This is a genomic window from Streptomyces sp. NPDC050508, assembly GCF_040655155.1.
Classification (GTDB): Bacteria; Actinomycetota; Actinomycetes; order Streptomycetales; family Streptomycetaceae; genus Streptomyces.
The window spans coordinates 494379-511811 of record NZ_JBFAJJ010000003.1 but is presented as its reverse complement, the minus strand read 5'-3'; the positions used below and the strand labels follow the sequence as shown (position 1 = coordinate 511811).

17 protein-coding genes are annotated in these 17433 nt (G+C 69.6%); 14 read left to right on the top strand and 3 right to left on the bottom strand.

Annotated features, from left to right (window positions below; all coding sequences use genetic code 11):
* Positions 1–50: 50 nt before the first annotated feature.
* From AB0I69_RS11745 to AB0I69_RS11680, 14 genes are all read left to right on the top strand, one after another.
* Entirely contained in the window at positions 51–506 is a 456-nt protein-coding gene (locus AB0I69_RS11745; protein WP_363095425.1) for a hypothetical protein, read from the top strand.
* Between the two features lie 150 nt (positions 507–656).
* Positions 657–1481 carry an ABC transporter ATP-binding protein gene (locus AB0I69_RS11740; RefSeq protein ID WP_363095424.1) on the top strand — a complete coding sequence of 275 codons (825 nt, stop codon included), beginning with the start codon at positions 657–659 and terminating at the stop codon, positions 1479–1481.
* Between the two features lie 17 nt (positions 1482–1498).
* The gene (locus AB0I69_RS11735) at positions 1499–2359 is read left to right on the top strand and encodes an ABC transporter permease (RefSeq protein WP_363095423.1); all 861 of its coding nucleotides are present in this window, start codon (positions 1499–1501) and stop codon (positions 2357–2359) included.
* A 128-nt stretch (positions 2360–2487) separates the two neighbouring features.
* Positions 2488–3597, top strand: a complete 1110-nt coding sequence (locus AB0I69_RS11730; protein WP_363095422.1) for an ABC transporter substrate-binding protein — start codon at positions 2488–2490, stop codon at positions 3595–3597.
* A gap of 53 nt (positions 3598–3650) precedes the next feature.
* The gene (locus AB0I69_RS11725; RefSeq protein WP_363095421.1) at positions 3651–4712 is read left to right on the top strand and encodes an LLM class flavin-dependent oxidoreductase; all 1062 of its coding nucleotides are present in this window, start codon (positions 3651–3653) and stop codon (positions 4710–4712) included.
* A complete protein-coding gene (locus AB0I69_RS11720; RefSeq protein WP_363095420.1) occupies positions 4712–5371 on the top strand; it encodes an isochorismatase family cysteine hydrolase in 660 nt (219 codons plus the stop codon). The genes AB0I69_RS11725 and AB0I69_RS11720 overlap by 1 nt, the downstream gene beginning before the upstream one ends.
* Positions 5368–6702 (top strand): NtaA/DmoA family FMN-dependent monooxygenase, encoded by a 1335-nt coding sequence (locus AB0I69_RS11715; RefSeq protein ID WP_363095419.1) that lies wholly within the window; start codon positions 5368–5370, stop codon positions 6700–6702. Before AB0I69_RS11720 ends, AB0I69_RS11715 begins: the two co-directional genes overlap by 4 nt.
* 1 nt (position 6703) lies before the next feature.
* Positions 6704–8107: an MFS transporter gene (locus AB0I69_RS11710; protein ID WP_363095418.1), complete on the top strand. Its 1404-nt coding sequence runs from the start codon at positions 6704–6706 to the stop codon at positions 8105–8107.
* Positions 8108–8136: 29 nt separating this feature from the next.
* Positions 8137–8655, top strand: a complete 519-nt coding sequence (locus tag AB0I69_RS11705) for a flavin reductase family protein (RefSeq protein WP_363095417.1) — start codon at positions 8137–8139, stop codon at positions 8653–8655.
* A 107-nt stretch (positions 8656–8762) separates the two neighbouring features.
* The gene (locus AB0I69_RS11700; RefSeq protein ID WP_363095416.1) at positions 8763–9401 is read left to right on the top strand and encodes an isoprenylcysteine carboxylmethyltransferase family protein; all 639 of its coding nucleotides are present in this window, start codon (positions 8763–8765) and stop codon (positions 9399–9401) included.
* A gap of 492 nt (positions 9402–9893) precedes the next feature.
* Positions 9894–11486, top strand: a complete 1593-nt coding sequence (locus AB0I69_RS11695; RefSeq protein WP_363095415.1) for an NAD(P)-binding domain-containing protein — start codon at positions 9894–9896, stop codon at positions 11484–11486.
* Positions 11487–11491: 5 nt separating this feature from the next.
* Complete coding sequence (locus AB0I69_RS11690) at positions 11492–12628, top strand: alpha-hydroxy acid oxidase (RefSeq protein ID WP_363095414.1); 1137 nt, start codon at positions 11492–11494, stop codon at positions 12626–12628.
* Positions 12625–14010 (top strand): cytochrome P450, encoded by a 1386-nt coding sequence (locus AB0I69_RS11685; RefSeq protein WP_363095413.1) that lies wholly within the window; start codon positions 12625–12627, stop codon positions 14008–14010. Before AB0I69_RS11690 ends, AB0I69_RS11685 begins: the two co-directional genes overlap by 4 nt.
* A gap of 13 nt (positions 14011–14023) precedes the next feature.
* Positions 14024–15304: a cation:proton antiporter gene (locus tag AB0I69_RS11680; protein ID WP_363095412.1), complete on the top strand. Its 1281-nt coding sequence runs from the start codon at positions 14024–14026 to the stop codon at positions 15302–15304.
* A gap of 189 nt (positions 15305–15493) precedes the next feature.
* On the opposite strand, the gene AB0I69_RS11675 is transcribed toward AB0I69_RS11680, so the two are convergent.
* From AB0I69_RS11675 to AB0I69_RS11665, 3 genes are all read right to left on the bottom strand, one after another.
* Positions 15494–16225, bottom strand: a complete 732-nt coding sequence (locus AB0I69_RS11675; RefSeq protein WP_363095411.1) for an aminoacyl-tRNA hydrolase — start codon at positions 16223–16225, stop codon at positions 15494–15496.
* Between the two features lie 181 nt (positions 16226–16406).
* Complete coding sequence (locus AB0I69_RS11670; RefSeq protein WP_363095410.1) at positions 16407–16550, bottom strand: hypothetical protein; 144 nt, start codon at positions 16548–16550, stop codon at positions 16407–16409.
* 29 nt (positions 16551–16579) lie between these two features.
* Entirely contained in the window at positions 16580–17422 is an 843-nt protein-coding gene (locus AB0I69_RS11665; protein WP_363095409.1) for a polysaccharide deacetylase family protein, read from the bottom strand.
* Between the last annotated feature and the right edge of the window lie 11 nt (positions 17423–17433).

Genomic DNA, 17433 nt, shown 5'->3' with positions numbered 1-17433 from the left:
GTTCGGCCCGTCCGCCGCAGGCAACACGGGGGAAACGGGCCTTTCCTAGGATGCGGCGGGTGCACCTGACCGTCCTTGACGCCCCCAACGAGTGGAGCCGGTTCGCCGAGGGCTCTGTCGAACGCCGCATGCTGCTGGCGCTCGGCGACCTGCTCGGCACCCCGCTGCGCCCGAAACCGCTCATGCTGCCCGACGGCAGCCGCGTCGAGGTCGAGGGGATCGACACCGCCTGCCGCGTGCTCGTCCAACTCGTCAGCAACCAGGGCGCCTACAAGCCCGCCTACCGCAACAAGGTCATGGCGGACATGTTCAAACTGCTGTGGCTGCGCGACTCCGTACCGACTGCCGAGCGCGCGGTGCTGCTGGTCACCGAGGTGATCGTGCAGGCACTCGGCGGCTGGGTGGCGCGGGCCGCGGCGGACCTCGGGATCGAGATCCAGGTCTTCGACGGTGGCGCGATCGTCCCGCTGCGGCCCCCGTCGCGGTCAGACGTAAAACGCGCGTAACAGACAACTGCCGTCCGCCGAAACAGAATCTTCCTACGGTCGGGGGCACCTAAGCGGATTTCCGCGTGGCAGTCAGTCGCACTCGCTACGCACGCTCTCCGACTTCCAGGATCGGGCACTCGTGCCCGCGACATGGATGGGAGCGTGAAGGTGACTGGTACGCCAGCACTCCAACTGCGGTCGGTGCGACGGGTCTACGGGTTCGGGTCGGCCGCGACCACAGCCCTCGACGACGTGCATCTGACGGTGCCGTCGGGCCGTTTCGTCAGCCTGATCGGCCCCAGCGGCTGCGGCAAGTCCACCCTGCTGCGTCTTGTCGCGGGCCTCGAACAGCCGGACCTCGGTGAGGTGTTGGTGCACGGGGTGACACCGGCGGAAGCCTGTGCGGCCAAGATGATCGGACTCGTGCCGCAGAGCCCCGCGCTGCTGCCGTGGCTGTCCGTCCTGCGGAACGTCACGCTGCCGCAGAAGATCAACCGGGGTGCGGGGAAGCGGCGTGAGCGCATCGCCGACTTCGCCGAGCGGCAGACGGTGGCTCCCGACATGACGGAACTCCTCGTCAAGGCCGGTCTCGGTGACGCCCTGCACAAGCTTCCGGCCCAGCTGTCCGGCGGTATGCGCCAACGCGCCGCGATCGTGCGGGCGTTCGGCCTGCAACCCGACGTGCTCGTGATGGACGAACCCTTCTCCGCGCTCGACGAGTTCACCCGCGAGAGCCTGCAGGACCAACTCCTCGACCTCTGGGAGGAGTTGAAGACGACGGTCCTGTTCGTCACCCACTCCGTGTCCGAGGCCGTACGGCTCTCCGACACCGTCGTCGTCATGGCGCCGAGCCCCGGCCGCATCGTCGAGAGCATCGACATCGACCTGCCCCGGCCGCGTGGTGAACGGCTCTTCGGGGAACGGCGGTTCCACGAGTACGAGGACCTGGTGAGAGAGCGGCTCCGCCGCGCCTGGCACAGCGAAGCCGCGTGAGTGGGGGCGTGAGGGACATGACCGTAGCCGACGAACGCACCACCGCTCCGGCGGCGAAGACACCGCCGCCGCCCGTCGAACCGTCCCGCTTCAGCTTGAAGCACCCGAGGTCGCGGATCGGGTGGATCCGGCCGGCCGTGTGGTTGCCCCTTGTCGTGATGCTGGCGCTGCTCGCCGGGCTCTGGCACTGGGGGGCTGAACAACTTCCCTATCTGCTGCCGCCGTTGTCCGACGTCGGCAGTTCGCTCTCCGGCAATTTCGGCTACTACGTCCACAACGCCCTTGTCACCCTCGGTGAAGCCACGGCCGGGCTGGGGATGGGGTTCGTCGGGGCGTTCGTCCTTGCGGTGCTGACCAGTGAACTTCCGTTGGTGCGGCGGGCGGTGATGCCGATCGCCGTCGTCCTCAACGTCACGCCGTTGGTCGCCATTGCGCCGGCCCTGGTTGTCGCCTTCGGGTTCGGGCCCATGCCCAAGCTGATCATCACCGGGCTGATCTGTTTCTTTCCGATTCTCATCAATACCGCGACCGGGTTGCGGTCTGTGCCACAGCAGGTGTTGCAGGTTTATCGGACGATGGACGCCAGCCGGATCGAGTTGTTGTGGCATGTGCGTGTTCCCAACGCGCTGCCGTATCTCTTTGCCGCGCTGCGTATCGTCTTTCCGCTGTCGATCATCGGGGCGGTGGTTGCCGAGATGTCGGCGTCCGGGTCTACGGGGGGATTGGGGACCGCGATCAGTGTGGCCTCCTCGATGAATCAACTTCCCGTTGTGTACGCCTCGATCTTCGTCCTCGCGTTGATGGGCGTGCTGTTGTTGCTTGCCGTCACCGTGGTGGAGCGTCGCGTGCTGCATTGGCATGACAGCACGCATAACTGACTGACAGCACGGTGGTGAACTGCGGGCCGGTGGGGGCTGGTCGCGCAGTTCCCCGCGCCCCTTTGGGCGCGCCTGTCTGGACCCTTGTCTATTAACTCACCGGCATCATCGCCAGTTTGGAGTCACCCATGCCTCGTCATCGCCTCACCAGATCCGCTCTCGTCACCGCCGCGTTGGTGTTCGGAGTTGCCGGATGTGGCTCCGGCTCGGACGGCAGTACTTCCGCCGGTGCGGCCGGTTCTGCCATCTCCGCGAAGCGCTGTGCCGAGAACAAGGCCGCCGGGAAGATCACGTACCTCTCCGGCTACCAGTTCCAGTCCTCCGTCTCGATCCTTGAGTACATCGCCGCCGCCAAGTTGGGCTATTTCAAGGACCTTTGCCTCACCGTCGACCTCAAGCCCGGCAGCGGTGACACCGCGCAGAACACCAAGCTGCTTGCCGGTGGGCAGGCGACCGTGTCCGCGATTTCCGAGCAGGACCTCATTCAGGCGCAGGCCAACGGCATTGACATCAAGGGGATTTCCTCGTACTCGAATGCCGGGCTCGACATTCTGATGACCAACAAGGACATCACCGACCTGACCCAGCTCGACGGGAAGGTCGTCGGGCACAAGGGATACGTCCCCGCCGCCGTCGAGGCGATGCTGGTCAAGGCCGGCGTCAAGTGGGACTCGCTCAAGCTGGTCAAGGAGGGCTACGACCCCTCCGTACTGCCCCGCAAGCAGGGCGGCCTCGAAGCGCTCACCGGGTTCATCTCCAACGAGCCCAACCAGCTCAAGGCGGCCGGCAAGGACGTCACCGTGTGGAAGCCGGTCGACTACAAGATCCCGAGCTCCATCGGCGCGATGGCGGTCAACCCGGCGTTCGCCAAGGACCACCCGCACGCCGTCGAGGACATCCTGCGGGCCGCCCTGCACGCGTACGCGTACTGCTCCGCCGGCGAGGCGCACATCACCGAATGCGTCGGCTACGCGGCCAAGTTGTCCGGGCCGACCTACGACAAGAAGCTGAACGCGACGATCTGGAAGACCGAGACACAGGTCGTCAAGGAGAACTCGACGCCCGGACAGCCGCTGGGCGGTGTCGACACCGACAACGTCACCCAACTCGTCGCCATGCTGCACCAGTTCAAGATCGTGCCGAGCAGTGTGACCGCCGCCAAGGCCGAGGCGTGGTTCGACACCTCGTTCGTCAAGGACATCTACAGCGGCGACAAGCTGGTCTGGCCCGCGCCGTAACGGTCGTAGAGCCGTGGAAACGCCCCTGAAAGAGCCGCAGAAAGGCCCATGACGTGCCCGCGAAAGAGTACGGAATCTTCCTCCCCATCGGGAACGGCGGCTGGATGCTGTCCACCACCGCGCCGCATCCCGAAGCGACCTACGCGTACAACAAGCGTGCCGCCCTGCACGCGGAGAGCATCGGGCTCGACTTCGTCATGTCGATGGCCAAGTGGCGTGGTTTCGGCGGGAGTACGGACCACTGGGGCCGCTCGCTGGAGTCGATGACGATGATGTCGGCGCTCGCCGAGGCGACCAGCCGGGTCAAGATCTGGGCGACCCTGCACGCCAACATCCACAACCCCGCCGTTGCGGCGAAGATGCTCACCACCCTCCAGGACATCTCCGGTGGCCGCGCCGGGATGAACATCGTGAACGGCTCGTACGCGGGGGAGTTCGAGCAATTCGGGGACTGGGACCCCGAGTTGAGTCACGAGGACCGTTACCGGATGACGGAGCTGTGGACGGAGGCGGTCACCCGGCTGTGGACCGAGGACTCGGTCACCATGCGCACCCCGTACTTCGACCTCGTCGACTGCGAGTCCCGTCCGCATCCCGCGACCCGGCCGACCCTCATCAGCGCGGGGCGGTCCGAGGACGCGCGGCGGTTCCAGGCCCGGTACGCCGACGGCGCCTTCCTGGCCGCCGACAGCCTCGACGACATGCGGACGCTCTCCGCCGACGTCCACGCACGGGCGAAGGCCAACGGCCGTGTCTGCAAGACGTATTCGATGCTCACCGTCGTCCAGGACGACACCGACGAACTGGCCGTCAAGAAGGTCAAGGAGTGGGGCGTCGGCGTCGACCGCGAGGCGCTCGCCCATATGCGGCACACCTGGGGCGTACCCGCGGACCAGGCCCGTGCGTGGGCCGACGGCGCCGACGGGGAGGCGGCCTTCCAGACGCCGTACGTCGCCGGTTCGGCCCGTACGGTCACCGAGCACATCGAGTACATCGTGCGGGAGGCCGACCTCGACGGACTCATGCTGATCTTCCCGGAGTACGACGAGGACATGCTGCTGTTCGGCGAGACCGTGCTGCCCGTGCTGCGCGCCCGCGACGAGGTGGCGGCCTGATGTCCGACCTGCGGGACAGGCAACTCGCCCAGCTCACGGGGTCGTTCAGCAGGCCCGCGCTCGTCGTGGTCGACGTACAGCGCGACTTCGCCGATCCGGACCGGCTGGAGGCGTACGGCCTGACGGAGGCCGCGCTCGCGACACTCGACCGGACGGTCACCCGTATCCGCGACCTCGTCGACATCGCCCGCGCCGCCGAAGTCCCGGTCGTCTGGGTCGAGTTGGGCAGTGACCCGGCGCGGCCGTGGCGGTCGAGCAACTGGCTGCGTGAAGGTGACTTCGACGCACCCATGAGCCCGGACGAGCCGTGCCGCATCGGGACGCCCGGCGCCGAGTGGTATCAAATGCAGCCGGAGGAGGGGGAGTTGCGTGTCGTCAAGCGTGGCTACAGCGGCTTCCTCGGGACCGATCTCGACGCGCGGCTGCGCGCGGCCGGCTGCGACTGGCTCGCCGTCGTCGGCCTGACGAGCGAGTGCTGTGTGTACGCGACCGCCCAGGACGCCGTCCAACTCGACTGGCCCGTCGTCGTACCGCAGGACACGACGACCGCCTACGACCATCACGTCAACGCCGCCGCACTGTTCCAACTGGGCCTGAACGTGGCCGTGCTCAGTGACGCCGACGAGGTGGCCGAACTCTGGAAGAAGGTCGCGCCATGACCGGCATGCACATCGGCTACGACCTCTCCTTCACCCACACCGAGGGCGCCTGGGCCCGCCAAGGCTCCTGGATCGGGCGGGACTTCCCCGACGTCCGCATGTTCATGGAACTGGCGCAGACCGCCGAACGCGCGGGCGTCGGCCTGCTGTTCTTCGGTGACGGCAGCGGCATCCCCAGCACCTGGCGGGGCAGCATCGCACCGGCCGTGGAGTGGGGCATCCAGTGGCCGCGCCACGACATGGCGCCGGTGATCGCCGCGATGTCCACGGTGACCGAGCGGATCGGCTTCGGGCTGACGTACTCCTCGACGTTCATGCATCCCTTCTACGTGGCCCGGCTGTTGAACTCGCTCGACCATGTGACCGGCGGCCGTATCGCCTTCAACGTGGTCGCCTCGACGCGCGGCGCGGACGCGGCCAACTACGGGTTCGCCGAACTGATGGACCACGACCTGCGCTACGAGCGGATGGAGGAGTTCGTCGACGTCTGCCGGGCGCTGTGGGACTCGGTGGCACCGGACGCCATCGTCCGCGACCGGAGCACGGGCCGGTTCGCGGACCCCGCGAAGGTGCACCCCATCGACCACGAGGGGGCCTTCTTCACCGTCAGGGGCCCGCTCGCGTCCGTACCCGGTCCGCAGTACCATCCGCTGATCGTCCAGGCGGGCAACTCGCCCCGGGGCATTGCCGCTTCGGCCCGGTTCGCCGATCTCGTCTTCGGGTTCGGCGGCAACCTCGCCGGCCAGCAGCGCCACCGCAAACTGCTCGACGAGGCGCTCCTCGCCGAGGGGCGGGACCCCGAACACGTGGGCATCCTCTGGGCGACCCAGGTGATCGTCGGCCGCACGAAGGCCGAGGCGTCGGCGCGCTGCGAGGCGGTGCACGAGTTCTGGAACGAGGAGGCCGTCGCCACCTACCTGTCGCACAACGCCGGCTACGACTTCTCGACGCTTCCCGGCTCCTTCCAACTGGGTGAACTGCGCGACGAGTTGGCGGCGGCCCACGCGAGTCCCGCGGGGATCGTCGGCTCGCTCGTCGCGGAGTTCGGCGCGGACCACACCATGAGCCGGGGCGAGTTCTTCGAGCACGGGCAGGGAAGGGCGACAGGCCTGGACCACAGCGTCGTCGGCGACCCCGCAGCCGTGGCCGACGCGCTGGAGGAGAACTTCGCCGCGACCGGATCACGCGGCGGCTTCATGTTCTCCAGCCCGCTGGCCATGCCCTCCGGCCTCGCCGGGATCAGCGAACTGCTGCTGCCCGAACTGCGCCGCCGCGGCGCGCTCGCACCGGCGTACCAGGGCTCAACTCTCCGCGAGAACCTGGCAGTCTGAGATGCCTGCGGTGAGCGCGCGGCGCGACTGGCTCGCCCTCGGCAGCCTGTGCACGGGCTTCTTCATGCTGCTGCTCGACAGCACGATCACCTCGGTCGCGCTGCCGTTACTGATCAGCGGGTTGCACACCGACGAGACCGCCGCGATGTGGGTCAACAGCGGCTATCTCATCGCCTGTGCGGTGCCGCTGGTCGTCGCGGGACGACTGGGTGACCGGTACGGCCACCGCCGCGTCCACATGGTCGGGCTGGCGGCCTTCACGTTCGGGTCGCTGCTGTGCGCAACGTCCGCCTCCATCACGGCACTTGTCGCCTGGCGGGTGGTCCAGGGCGTCGGTGCCGCGCTGATGACACCGCAGTGCCTCACCCTCATCAAGGCGCTGTTCCGGCCGCCGCGCCTCGCCGTCGCGCTCGGCGTCTGGGGTGCGGTCGGCGGAGCGGCGGTGGCCGTCGGTCCGCTGTTCGGCGGTCTCCTCGTCGCCGCGGGCGGCTGGCCCGCGGCGTTCTGGGTCAACGTCCCTGTCGGGGTGGCCGCGTTGGTCGCCGTGGCCGTGTTCGTACCGGTCCTCCCACGGCAGGAGGCGCGCATCCCCGTGTGGGCTATCTGCGCGAACGCGACCGGTGTCGGCGCGCTCGTGATCGGCATCCAGGGCACGGACGGCGCGAGCGCGGACGTGCTGGGCGTATCCCGGTGGCTGCTCGCCGGCGTAGGCACACTGGTCGTCGCGGCCGTCGTGTGGCTCCAGCGCCGCGACGGCCAACGGGCCCTAGTGCCGGTCGAGTTGCTGCGCAGCCGCGGGTTCGTCGTCGCGGCCTGGGCCGGTGCCGCCGCGGCCTTCTGCTCCGGCTCGGCCATGATCCCGCTGATGCTGTACCTCCAGCGGGAACGCGGGCTCGACGCGGGCGCGGCGGCCCTCACCCTCGTACCGATGGGCGTGGTCTGCCTGTTGGGCGCGCCGGTGTCGGCCCGGCTCAACAACGGCATCGGGTCCCGCGCCGTCGCCGTCATCGGCTCCCTCGCACTCGTCCTGTCCATCGGGACGTCGGCGGTGCTGGTCGCGACGGACGCCCCGATCCCCGCGCTGACCGCCACCTTCGCGGTGTACGGAGTGGCCAACTCCTTTGTCTGGTCGCCCCTTTCGATCGCGGCGGTGACCTCGGTGGGTCCGCACGAGGTCGGGGCGGCCTCCGGAACCTTCAACGCCATGAAGCAACTCGGCGCGGTGCTGGGCAGCGCGGTCTGCGCCGTTCTGCTCGCCGGTCACGGCTACGCGGTCACGCTGGGCGGGCTCGCGGCGGTCGGACTGCTCTGCCTGCTCGCGTCCGCACTGCTCCGAACCGAGCCTCCCGGCAGCGGACCCCTCACGGTGTCCGCCGCGCCACAGCTACCCACCGGAGTCGCCTGATGAAGCCTGATGCAGACGGGGGTTGCACGATGACGGCAATGGAAGGCCTGGAGGATCTGGACGGCATCACCTCGGACCCCGGGGAGATGACGAGGGCGTTCTCCGGGTTCCCGTCCGGGGTCGCGGCCCTCTCCGCGCGCGTCCACGGCGACCCGACCCTCATGATCGTCTCGTCGTTCGCGGTTGGCGTCTCCCACAACCCGCCCATGGTCTCCTTCGCCGCACAGCACACCTCGACGACCTGGCCGGTACTCTCCGGCGCGCCGGCGATCGGGATCTCCGTCCTGGGCGAGGGACACAGCGACAAGGCCCGCCAACTCGCGTCCCGCAGCAAGACGGGCCGCTTCGCCGACCTCCGTACGGTGGAGGCGGCATCCGGCGCGATCTTCCTCGACGGCGCACCGGTGTGGCTGGAGTGCACCGTCGAGCACAGCTATCCGGCCGGCGACCACGACATCATCGTGTTGCGGGTGCTTGCGATGCGGTCGGACGAGGAGCGCAGTCCGCTGGTTTGGCATCGGCGGACGCTGAAGATGCTGGGGGAGTGAGGGGGGTTCAGACGGGTTTCGGGGAGGGGCCTCCACCCGGGGGTGGAGCCGTTGAATCAGCCCGTGGGTGGTGGTGATCGACCCAGGTCAGGGCGCAGCCTTGTGCCATGGGCTCACTACATTCCGCACTCGTCGTTCTCACCGGCATCTGTGTCGCGATCTTCGTCGTGGCCTGGATCGCGGGCGCGGTCTACTTCGGCGTGAAGAGCGAAGCCGGGCTGCGGGGCTGGGTGCGCGGCCTGCGCCGTACCCTGCCCCGACGGGCGCTGCTGATCGTGGGTGCCTACGCCTTCTCCCTGCTGATCAGACACTCGCCGGACTCCTTCTGGCACCACCTTCAGTACTGGCAGCCCGAACTCGCACTCCTCGGCGCGGTGCTCGCCGTCGCCTCCACGGCTCTGCTGCTGTGGGCCCGCTGGGTTCTCGGCGTCATGTGGGCCAGCATCCCGCTGGTCCACGAACACCACGAACTGCGCACCGAGGGCCCGTACCGAATAGTGCGGCACCCCATCTACACCGGGCTCCTGGGCCTGGTCTTCGGCGGGATGCTGGCCTGCGGCTTCGGCGTCTGGATCGTGTTCCTGGCCGTCGCCGTCCCCTGGCTGCTGCGCCGGGTCCGGATCGAGGACGGCATGATGGCCGACCGCTTCGGTGCTTCCTACGACGCCTACCGCGCCCGCGTCCCGGCGCTGATCCCGTGGACCCGACCCGGCTCGGTCGGGCACCGGGCCGCCGGCAGTCGGTAGGGGCGATTCGGGCCGGGCTCGGCCGAGTTCCCACACTCCGGCGGGTCGCCACGGCGGGGTCGTACCAGGTGGGTCGGTTGGTCTCGGTCGGCGTCAATCTCCTTGCCGAGAACGGCAGTTGCTCGGTGCACCTGTCGGATTGCTGTCATCCCGGTGCCACTGTTGCCCGCATCCACAGCTCCTCACTACCGTGCTCATTGAGATTTCAAAGGGAAATCTGATGGAGGGTCTGCCATGCCCCTGCCAGAACGCTCGGCCGCACTGCCCCCGGCCGCCACGGCGACCGCTCCCGAATCGCTCTGCCCGGCGGCGAGGCACGACCGCTCCGGCTGACCGGCTTACCCGCCACCACTGATGCGCACGTGGGATCAGGCATCCCGGCTCGGCGCACGCAGTCCCGGCCCAGCGTCGGCCCGTCGGTCTGATCCGCCTCACCCCCCACCCCCCACCCTCCTCCAGGCATGTCTTCGCCCGGAGCAGAAGGAGAGTTCTGTGAACTCCACGCACAGCGAGCGTCTGGACTACCTCGTGGTCGGTGCCGGTCCCGCCGGGCTCCAACTCGGGCAGTTACTCCAGGCGGCCGGGCACGGATACCGGATCCTGGAGAGCGGTCACGCTCCCGGCACGTTCTTCGACACCTTCCCCCGCCACCGCAAACTGATCTCGATCAACAAGGTGTACAACGGCACCGACGATCCCGAACTGAACCTCCGGATGGACTGGAACTCCCTGCTGTCCCCGGACCCGCACCTGCTCTTCAGCCGCTACAGCAAGCGCTACTTCCCGCACGCCGACGACCTCGTGCGCTATCTCGCCGACTTCGCCGAGGCGTTCAAACTGGACATCACCTACGACACCCGGGCGGAGCGGATCCGGCGCGACGAGGACGGCTTCACCGTCACCGATCAGCACGGCCACGAACACCGCGCCCGCCGGCTGATCATGGCCACCGGACTGACCCGGCCCAACACCCCTGACATTCCAGGCATCGAGAGCGCCGAGGACTACTCGGTCGTCTCCGTGGACCCCGAGGACTTCATCGATCGACGTGTCCTGATCATCGGCAAGGGCAACTCCGCCCTGGAGACCGCTGACAACCTTGTCGAGACCGCCGCGGTCATCCATGTCGCCGGCCCGCACTCCGTCCGCATGGCCTGGAACAGCCACTACGTCGGCCATCTCCGCGCGGTCAACAACAACTTCCTCGACACCTACCAACTCAAGTCACAGAACGCCCTGTTGGACGGCAACGTACTGTCCGTCGAGAAGGACCAGGACGACGGTATGTACCGCGTCCGCTTCAGCTTCTCCCGGGCCGACGAGGTCGTGAAGGAACTGCGCTACGACCGGGTGATCGTCTGCACCGGATTCCGCTTCGACTCCTCGGTGTTCGACCCGTCGTGCCGTCCCGCCCTGGTCATCGACGACCGCTTCGCCGCCCTCTCCCCGGCGTACGAGTCGGCGGACGTGCCCGGCCTCTACTTCGCCGGAACACTCATGCAGCAGCGCGACTTCAAGAAGTCCACCGGCGGCTTCATCCACGGTTTCCGGTACGCCGTACGCGCCCTGAGCCACATCCTCGACGAACGCCATCACGAACGGCCCTGGCCCCACCGGCAGTTGGAGAGTGACCCGGCCACTCTGGCGGACGCCGTGGTGGCCCGGGTCAACCGCAGCTCGGCACTCTGGCAGCAGTTCGGTGTCCTCGGCGACGTGATCGTCACGGCACCCGGCGAACCGGCCCGCTACCACGAGGAGGTGCCGGTCGCTTACGCCCACGAAAGCCAACTCACCACGAGCGGCGACTACTTCACCGTCACGCTGGAGTACGGCCCCGACCACGACAAGGTCGACCCCTTCGACATCACCGTGCGCCGCACCGCCCAGAACTCGGTCGACGACGCCTTCGACGCGGCGTATCTCCACCCGGTGATCCGTCACCACGGCGGCGGCGAACTCCTCGGCACCCACCACATGGCCGAGAACCTGGAGAACCACTGGGACCACCCGGAGGCCCACCACGCCCCGCTGGCCGAGTTCTTCGCCCGCGAGCAGGCCCGCCGACCGAGCCCCGCGGGGCGGTGAGCGGCGTGCAGTACACCGTCCACGACTTCGAGACCGCGGCACGCGCCGAACTGGACCCCGTGTACGCCGACTTCATCGCCGGCGGGGCACGTGACGAGATCACCGTACGGGCAAACGAGGCGGCGTTCGGGCGGCTGCAGTTGCTGCCCCGGGTGCTGCGGGGCAGTGCCGTACGGGAGTTGGGCATCAGTCTGCTCGGCAGCCGGGCGAGCCTGCCGGTCCTGATCTCCCCGACCGCGTTTCACAAACTGGTCGATCCGGAGGGGGAGTTGGCGACCGCTCGGGCAGCGGCCGCCGCCGGCGCCATCATGATCGTGGCCATGGCGTCCACGGTGGCGGTGGGCGAGATCGCCGACGCGGCCCGCGCGGCCGGCGACGACGACGTGCCGCTGTGGTTCCAGCTCTACATCCAGCCCGATCTGGAGATCACCGAGGCACTGGTACGGCGGGCCACCAACGCGGGATGCACCGCGCTGGTGATCACGGTGGACTCCCCGGTGCTGGGCGCGGGCGAACGCAACCGGCGCAACGGCTTCCACGACCTCCCGCCCGGCCTGCGCTGCGAGAACCTGGTGGACCTGCGCGACGGCGAGCGCGGCCACGTACGGCAGATCGCCATGTCCCCGGAGCTGAACTGGGAGCACATCGACTGGCTGCGCGGCATCACCTCGCTGCCCGTCCTGCTCAAGGGCGTCCTGCACCCCGAGGACGCCCGGCTCGCGGTCCGGCACGGCGTCGACGGGCTGTTGCTCTCGAACCACGGAGGCCGTCAACTCGACACCGTCCCCGCCACGTTGGAGCTGCTGCCCGAGATCCTCGCCGCCGTCGGGGGCCGCATCCCGGTCGTGCTGGACGGAGGCGTACGGCGCGGCACCGACGCGGTCAAGGCGCTGGCGCTCGGCGCGTCCGCGGTGGGCATCGGCCGTCCTGTGATGTGGGCGCTCGCCGAGGGTGGAGAGAAGGGCGTACGGCGTCTCCTCGATCTGTTGCGCGACGAACTCGACGACACCCTGGCCCTGTGCGGCGCATCGGGGCTGGCCGACCTGACACCCGATCTGGTCCGGGTGCCCGCGTGGGGTCCGATCCCCGGTCCCGCCCTGACGCCCGGGGCGGACCGACGATTCGGCGGGGTGGTCGCGTGAGCCCCACCGGATGGCTGATCACCGGCGCGGTCGTGGTCCTGGTCGCCGGTCTGCCGTACTGGCTGCCCAGGACGGTGATCGCACTGCGGGTCCGCATCTTCGCCCGCGTGGGCGGCGAGGAAGGCATCCGGGCACCGGGCCGGGAGGTGCCCGCCGAGGAGTTCAAGAAGGTGTACGGACATCCGGCGGCCAACGGTCGCAGCCGGGGCGCCGCGCTGTCCGACCTGTTCTGGTACTGGCTGTCGCCGGGCCCCGAAGTGCACCAGGAGCACCTGGAACCCGGACCGCGCTACGACGACGTGGCCCGGACCACCCGGCAGATCCTGGCCGGACTGTCCCGTGAGCAGTGGACGGAACTGGTCGGCCGCTGCACCCGCCGGGTGCTCGACGAACTCGACGGTCACGCGCGCGTGCACCGGGTCAGACTGCGCGATCTGATGATGCCCGTCTGGGCCGAGGTCTACTACGAGGTGGTCTTCCGCGCCCCCTGCCCGCGTCACGTCCGGGACCTGATCACCGGCAACGCGGACGACGTGGTCACCGCCCTGAAGTGCACCGGTCTGCGGCACATGGACCGCCGGGCGCGCCTCACCGCCCACCTGAGGGACCGGCTCGCGCACGATCCGCCGCCCGTGCCGCTGCCGGCCACGCTCACCCAGCGGGAGCAGGCGTACTACCTGCAGGGCACGTTCTTCAACACCGCTGTCGTGCAGATGTCGGAGGCGATGGCCCATCTGTTGCTGGCCCTGGCCACCCACCAGCCGGTGCAGGATCGTCTGGCGGCGGGAGAGGAGGACCCGGACCTCCTCGACCGGGTGATCAACGAGACGCTGCAACACTTCCCGCTCTTCGGCGTGGCCCACCGGATCACCTCGGGGGAGATCCCCAGGGACGGGCGCGATCCCATCCCGGCGGGTTCGGTCCTGCTGTTCAACTACCCCGAGTACCAGGGGTCCGGAGGTGACGCGTTCGACCCGGACCGGTGGATGGACCCGGACACCAGGCCGTCCGCCTTCATCCCGTTCGGGGTGACCGCCAACCGCCCCTGCCCGGCGCGCGGTTTCGCCGTCCTCACCATGCGGGTCGCGGCGGAGGAGGTCCTGCGCCGCTTCCGACTCGACTCCTCGGTGGAACACACCCGTTCGCTCCCCAGCCGCGGTCCCTGCCTGCTCGTCCCGCGCACCGAGCCCGGTGCGGCCCGCAGCCGAACCCGGCTCGCGGTGATGCGCCTCGCCGACAGTTGGGAGGGCGTCTGGCGCAGCCTCGTCCAACTCGTCCTCGGCAGCTACATGGTGTGGGACGCCCGACGCCAGGGACTGTGCCGGAACTATTTCGCCGCCTCGTCCGGCGGCCCCGCCCCCTCCGTCCCCGCCGGCCGTTGAGAGGAACGAGACCATGACTCCCGTGGAGCTCGCTCCCGTCTTCTTCCTGGCCGTCGTCGTGATTCTGCTGACCTGCCGTCTGGTCGTCCTGCTGGCCGGCCGCTTCGGCCAGCCGCCCGTGGTCGGCGAGATGATCGCCGGGGTACTGCTCGGCCCCTCCCTGTTCGGGCTGGTCGCCCCGGGGGCCTCCGCCCACGTCTTCCCGCCCGAGCTGAAGCCGGTGCTGTACGTGGCCGGCCAGATAGGTCTGGTGGCCCTGATGTTCGGCGCCGGCTACGAGTTCCGGGCACACGCCGGACGCGGCCTGGCCGGCACCGCCGTCGCCGTCTCCTCGGCCGGGGTGGCGATCCCGCTGACACTCGGCGTGGGACTGACCCTCGTGGCCCACGGCCATGTCGGCATCTTCGTCGACGGGGTCTCGGTCTGGGTGACGGCGGCGTTCGTCGGCGTCGCCCTGGCGATCACGGCCTTCCCGATGCTGGCCCGGATCATCACCGAACGCGGGCTGGCCGGATCGCGGTTCGGCTCGCTGGCCCTGGCGTCCGGGGCCACGGACGACGCCGTCGCCTGGATCATGCTGGCAGGGGTGCTGAGCGCGGCCTCGGGCAAGGCGAAGCCCATCCTGGAGGCCGTCGGCGGCACCCTGCTGTTCGTGGCCGTACTGCTCCTGCTGGGGCGCCGCCTGCTGGCCTGGATCGTGAACCGTCCGGGCCTCGGCGACGACACCCGTCTCCTCTGCACGGTCGCCGTGCTGTTCTGCGCGGCCTGGTTCACCGACATCAGCGGCCTGTACTCCGTGTTCGGGGCGTTCTGCGTGGGGATGGCCATGCCGCGCGGCGAGGCGTCCGAACGGCTGGTGCGGACCACCCGGTCCGTGACCCAGGTGGTGTTCGTGCCGATGTTCTTCACCTACTCCGGCCTGAACACCCGGTTCGACGTCTTCTCCGACCCGTCCGTGCTGGTGTTCGGTGCGGCCGCGGTCGTCGTGGCGGTGGTCGGCAAGTTCGGCGGCTGCTGGGCCGCCGCCCGGCTGCGCGGCGAACCCGGCCCGGTGGCCGTCCGGGTCGGCGCCCTGATGAACGCCCGCGGCCTGATGCAGCTGATCGCGCTCAACATCGGGCTGTCGGCCGGCATCGTCAGCGAGGAACTGTTCACGGCGCTCGTCCTCGTCGCCCTGGTCACCACGATCATGACGGTTCCGGTACTGAGCCGACTGGACCGCCACGACGCCAGGTCCCGGGCGACACAGGCGGCACCCGAGGGCGAGGAGGAGGTGGCGGCGGCGCCGAGTTGAGCGGGCGCATACGGGGTGACGGACGGCGTGGCGCACCCGGTACGTGTTCGGCACCGCGACTGTCGCGGCGCGCTCGGTACCGAAGCGGTCGACGATCGGGCGGCACGATGTCCGCGGACCGGCCGTCGCCCCGGCCGTACAGCCCGCTGACACGGCCGTACGCCTTCCGCACCAGTCGGTGCCGGCGCTTCAGCCCCGGTGCCCCAGCGCCGGATGCTCCGCCACGACGGTCGCCGAGCCCGGCGCGATCTCCGTGAAGCCCGCGTCCCGGACCAACGGCAGCCCGCTGCCGGTGAGTTCGGGCCACCGGGCGGGGTCGGCGGTGCGGACGGAGAGGGGGAAGCCCGCCTGGCGCCAGGCGGTGCGGTCCTCGTCCGACAGTTCCCACCAGGCGAGTTGGGCGCCGTGGCCCGTCTGGGCCATCGTCTTGCCGGCGGACATGTCGAGGTCGGGGTTCAGCCAGAGCACCGGTGCCGTCGGGTCCGCGTCGGCCGGCGGCTCGGGATCGTCGAGGTCGGTGCCGGACACCTGGAGCCGGGCCAGGTCCTTGGGCCAGCCGTCGAGCGGGACGGGCGGGAAGACCCGTACCTCCGCCGACTTCCCGGTCACCTTGATGCCCGGCAGCGCCTCGGCCCGCCGCCACTCGGCCCCGCGCGCCCGCCGCACCACCTTCCGGATCCGCGCGTCCTGCCAGTCCCGCATGACCTGCGCCCACTCGCCGTCCCCGACGGCCCGCTCATCGCTGAGGATTGTCAGCACGGCCCGGGCGGCAGTCTCCAGCGCGTCCGTACGGGCCGGGGGAGCATCCCGCTCGATCCGCACAACCAGGGGCAACACGAACTGAGGAGCCTCGTCGCGCGTGGTGGGCTCGTTGAGGAAGGGGTCGGCATTGTCGCCGGAAACGGTGGAATCACTGGTCACACGCTCCAGTCTGCCAGGCGGAGAACGGGTCCCTGGAAGCACCTCTCAGAGGATCTCCCCAGGGGCGCGGGGAACTGCGCGACCAGCCCCAACGAACCCGCACCCGCTGCTGCCCCTGGCCGGGGCCGCCCTGGTCACGGCGGCCGTGACCGCCGTGACCTGCGCCCTCACCTCCCGCCGCTCAGCCTGAACAGGCGGTGCGCTGCGCCTCCTGCCACTCGCACACGGGGCACAGCGTGATCCCCTTGTGCGACTCCGGGTACTCGGTCGGCTCCTGGCACAGCACACACTCCGCGTACGCCGGCGCCGGCTCTTCGTCGCTCATACGACCAGCGTACGAGGAGTGCAGGGTGCTCAATGGTGCCGGTCCGCCGCCCCGATCAGCTCGGAGACCTTCACGAACCGGTACCCCTTCTTCCGCAGCTCGGGCACGATCACGCGGACGGCCCGCTCGGTTGCCGGGGCGGCGCTGCGCGTGCAGTGCATCACGACGACCGACCCGGGCTTCACACCCTCCAGCACCTGCTGGGCCACGGCATCGGAGTCCGTCGCGAACGCGTCGCCACTCACCACGTCCCACTGCACCGCCGTGACACCGACCGCGCTCAGCGTCTTCAGCGCCTTCCGGTCGTAACACCCGCCGGGGAAGCGGAAGTACGGCATCGCGTTCGGCACGCCCGCCTTCTTGAAGGCCGTGTACGCCCGCTCCACATCCGCCTTCATCCGGTCCGGGGCCACGGTCGGCAGGCCGTAGCAGTCACCGGTGAAGGCGTAGTGGCTGTAGGAGTGGTTGGCGATCTCGAACTGCGGGTCGCGTCCGATGGCGCGAGCCTCGGCCGGATACTCGTCGGCCCACCGGCCGGTCATGAACACGGTCGCCGGCACCTTCAGCCTGCGCAGCGTAGCGATGAGCTGCGGATTGTCGAAGTGCTCGCCCGCCGCCGCGCGCGGCCCCTCGTCGGCGGTCATGTCGGCGTCGAAGGTCAGCGCGACGGTCTTGCCGTCCGCCCGCGGACCGTTCTTGAAGACGGGGGTCAGGCCGGCCGGGCCGGGGGCGAGGGTGGGAGGCCGCGAGGGCGCGGCGGTGGGCGCGGTCGGCGCCGGACGGGTGGCGTGGGGCGCCGAGGGGGCCCCGCAGGCAGTGAGCGCGGCGCCGAGTGCACAGGCGGCGGCGACTCGTCGTACTCGAATGGTCACCGTAGGAACAT

Bases quoted from the DNA above. Each gene is read 5' to 3' on its own strand.
- AB0I69_RS11715 (WP_363095419.1), top strand. From the start codon at position 5,368: ATGACCGGCATGCACATCGGCTACGACCTCTCCTTCACCCACACCGAG.
- AB0I69_RS11680 (WP_363095412.1), top strand. From the start codon at position 14,024: ATGACTCCCGTGGAGCTCGCTCCCGTCTTCTTCCTGGCCGTCGTCGTG.
- AB0I69_RS11710 (WP_363095418.1), top strand. From the start codon at position 6,704: ATGCCTGCGGTGAGCGCGCGGCGCGACTGGCTCGCCCTCGGCAGCCTG.
- AB0I69_RS11700 (WP_363095416.1), top strand. From the start codon at position 8,763: ATGGGCTCACTACATTCCGCACTCGTCGTTCTCACCGGCATCTGTGTC.
- AB0I69_RS11735 (WP_363095423.1), top strand. From the start codon at position 1,499: ATGACCGTAGCCGACGAACGCACCACCGCTCCGGCGGCGAAGACACCG.
- AB0I69_RS11670 (WP_363095410.1), bottom strand. From the start codon at position 16,550: ATGAGCGACGAAGAGCCGGCGCCGGCGTACGCGGAGTGTGTGCTGTGC.
- AB0I69_RS11705 (WP_363095417.1), top strand. From the start codon at position 8,137: ATGACGGCAATGGAAGGCCTGGAGGATCTGGACGGCATCACCTCGGAC.
- AB0I69_RS11730 (WP_363095422.1), top strand. From the start codon at position 2,488: ATGCCTCGTCATCGCCTCACCAGATCCGCTCTCGTCACCGCCGCGTTG.
- AB0I69_RS11745 (WP_363095425.1), top strand. From the start codon at position 51: ATGCGGCGGGTGCACCTGACCGTCCTTGACGCCCCCAACGAGTGGAGC.
- AB0I69_RS11720 (WP_363095420.1), top strand. From the start codon at position 4,712: ATGTCCGACCTGCGGGACAGGCAACTCGCCCAGCTCACGGGGTCGTTC.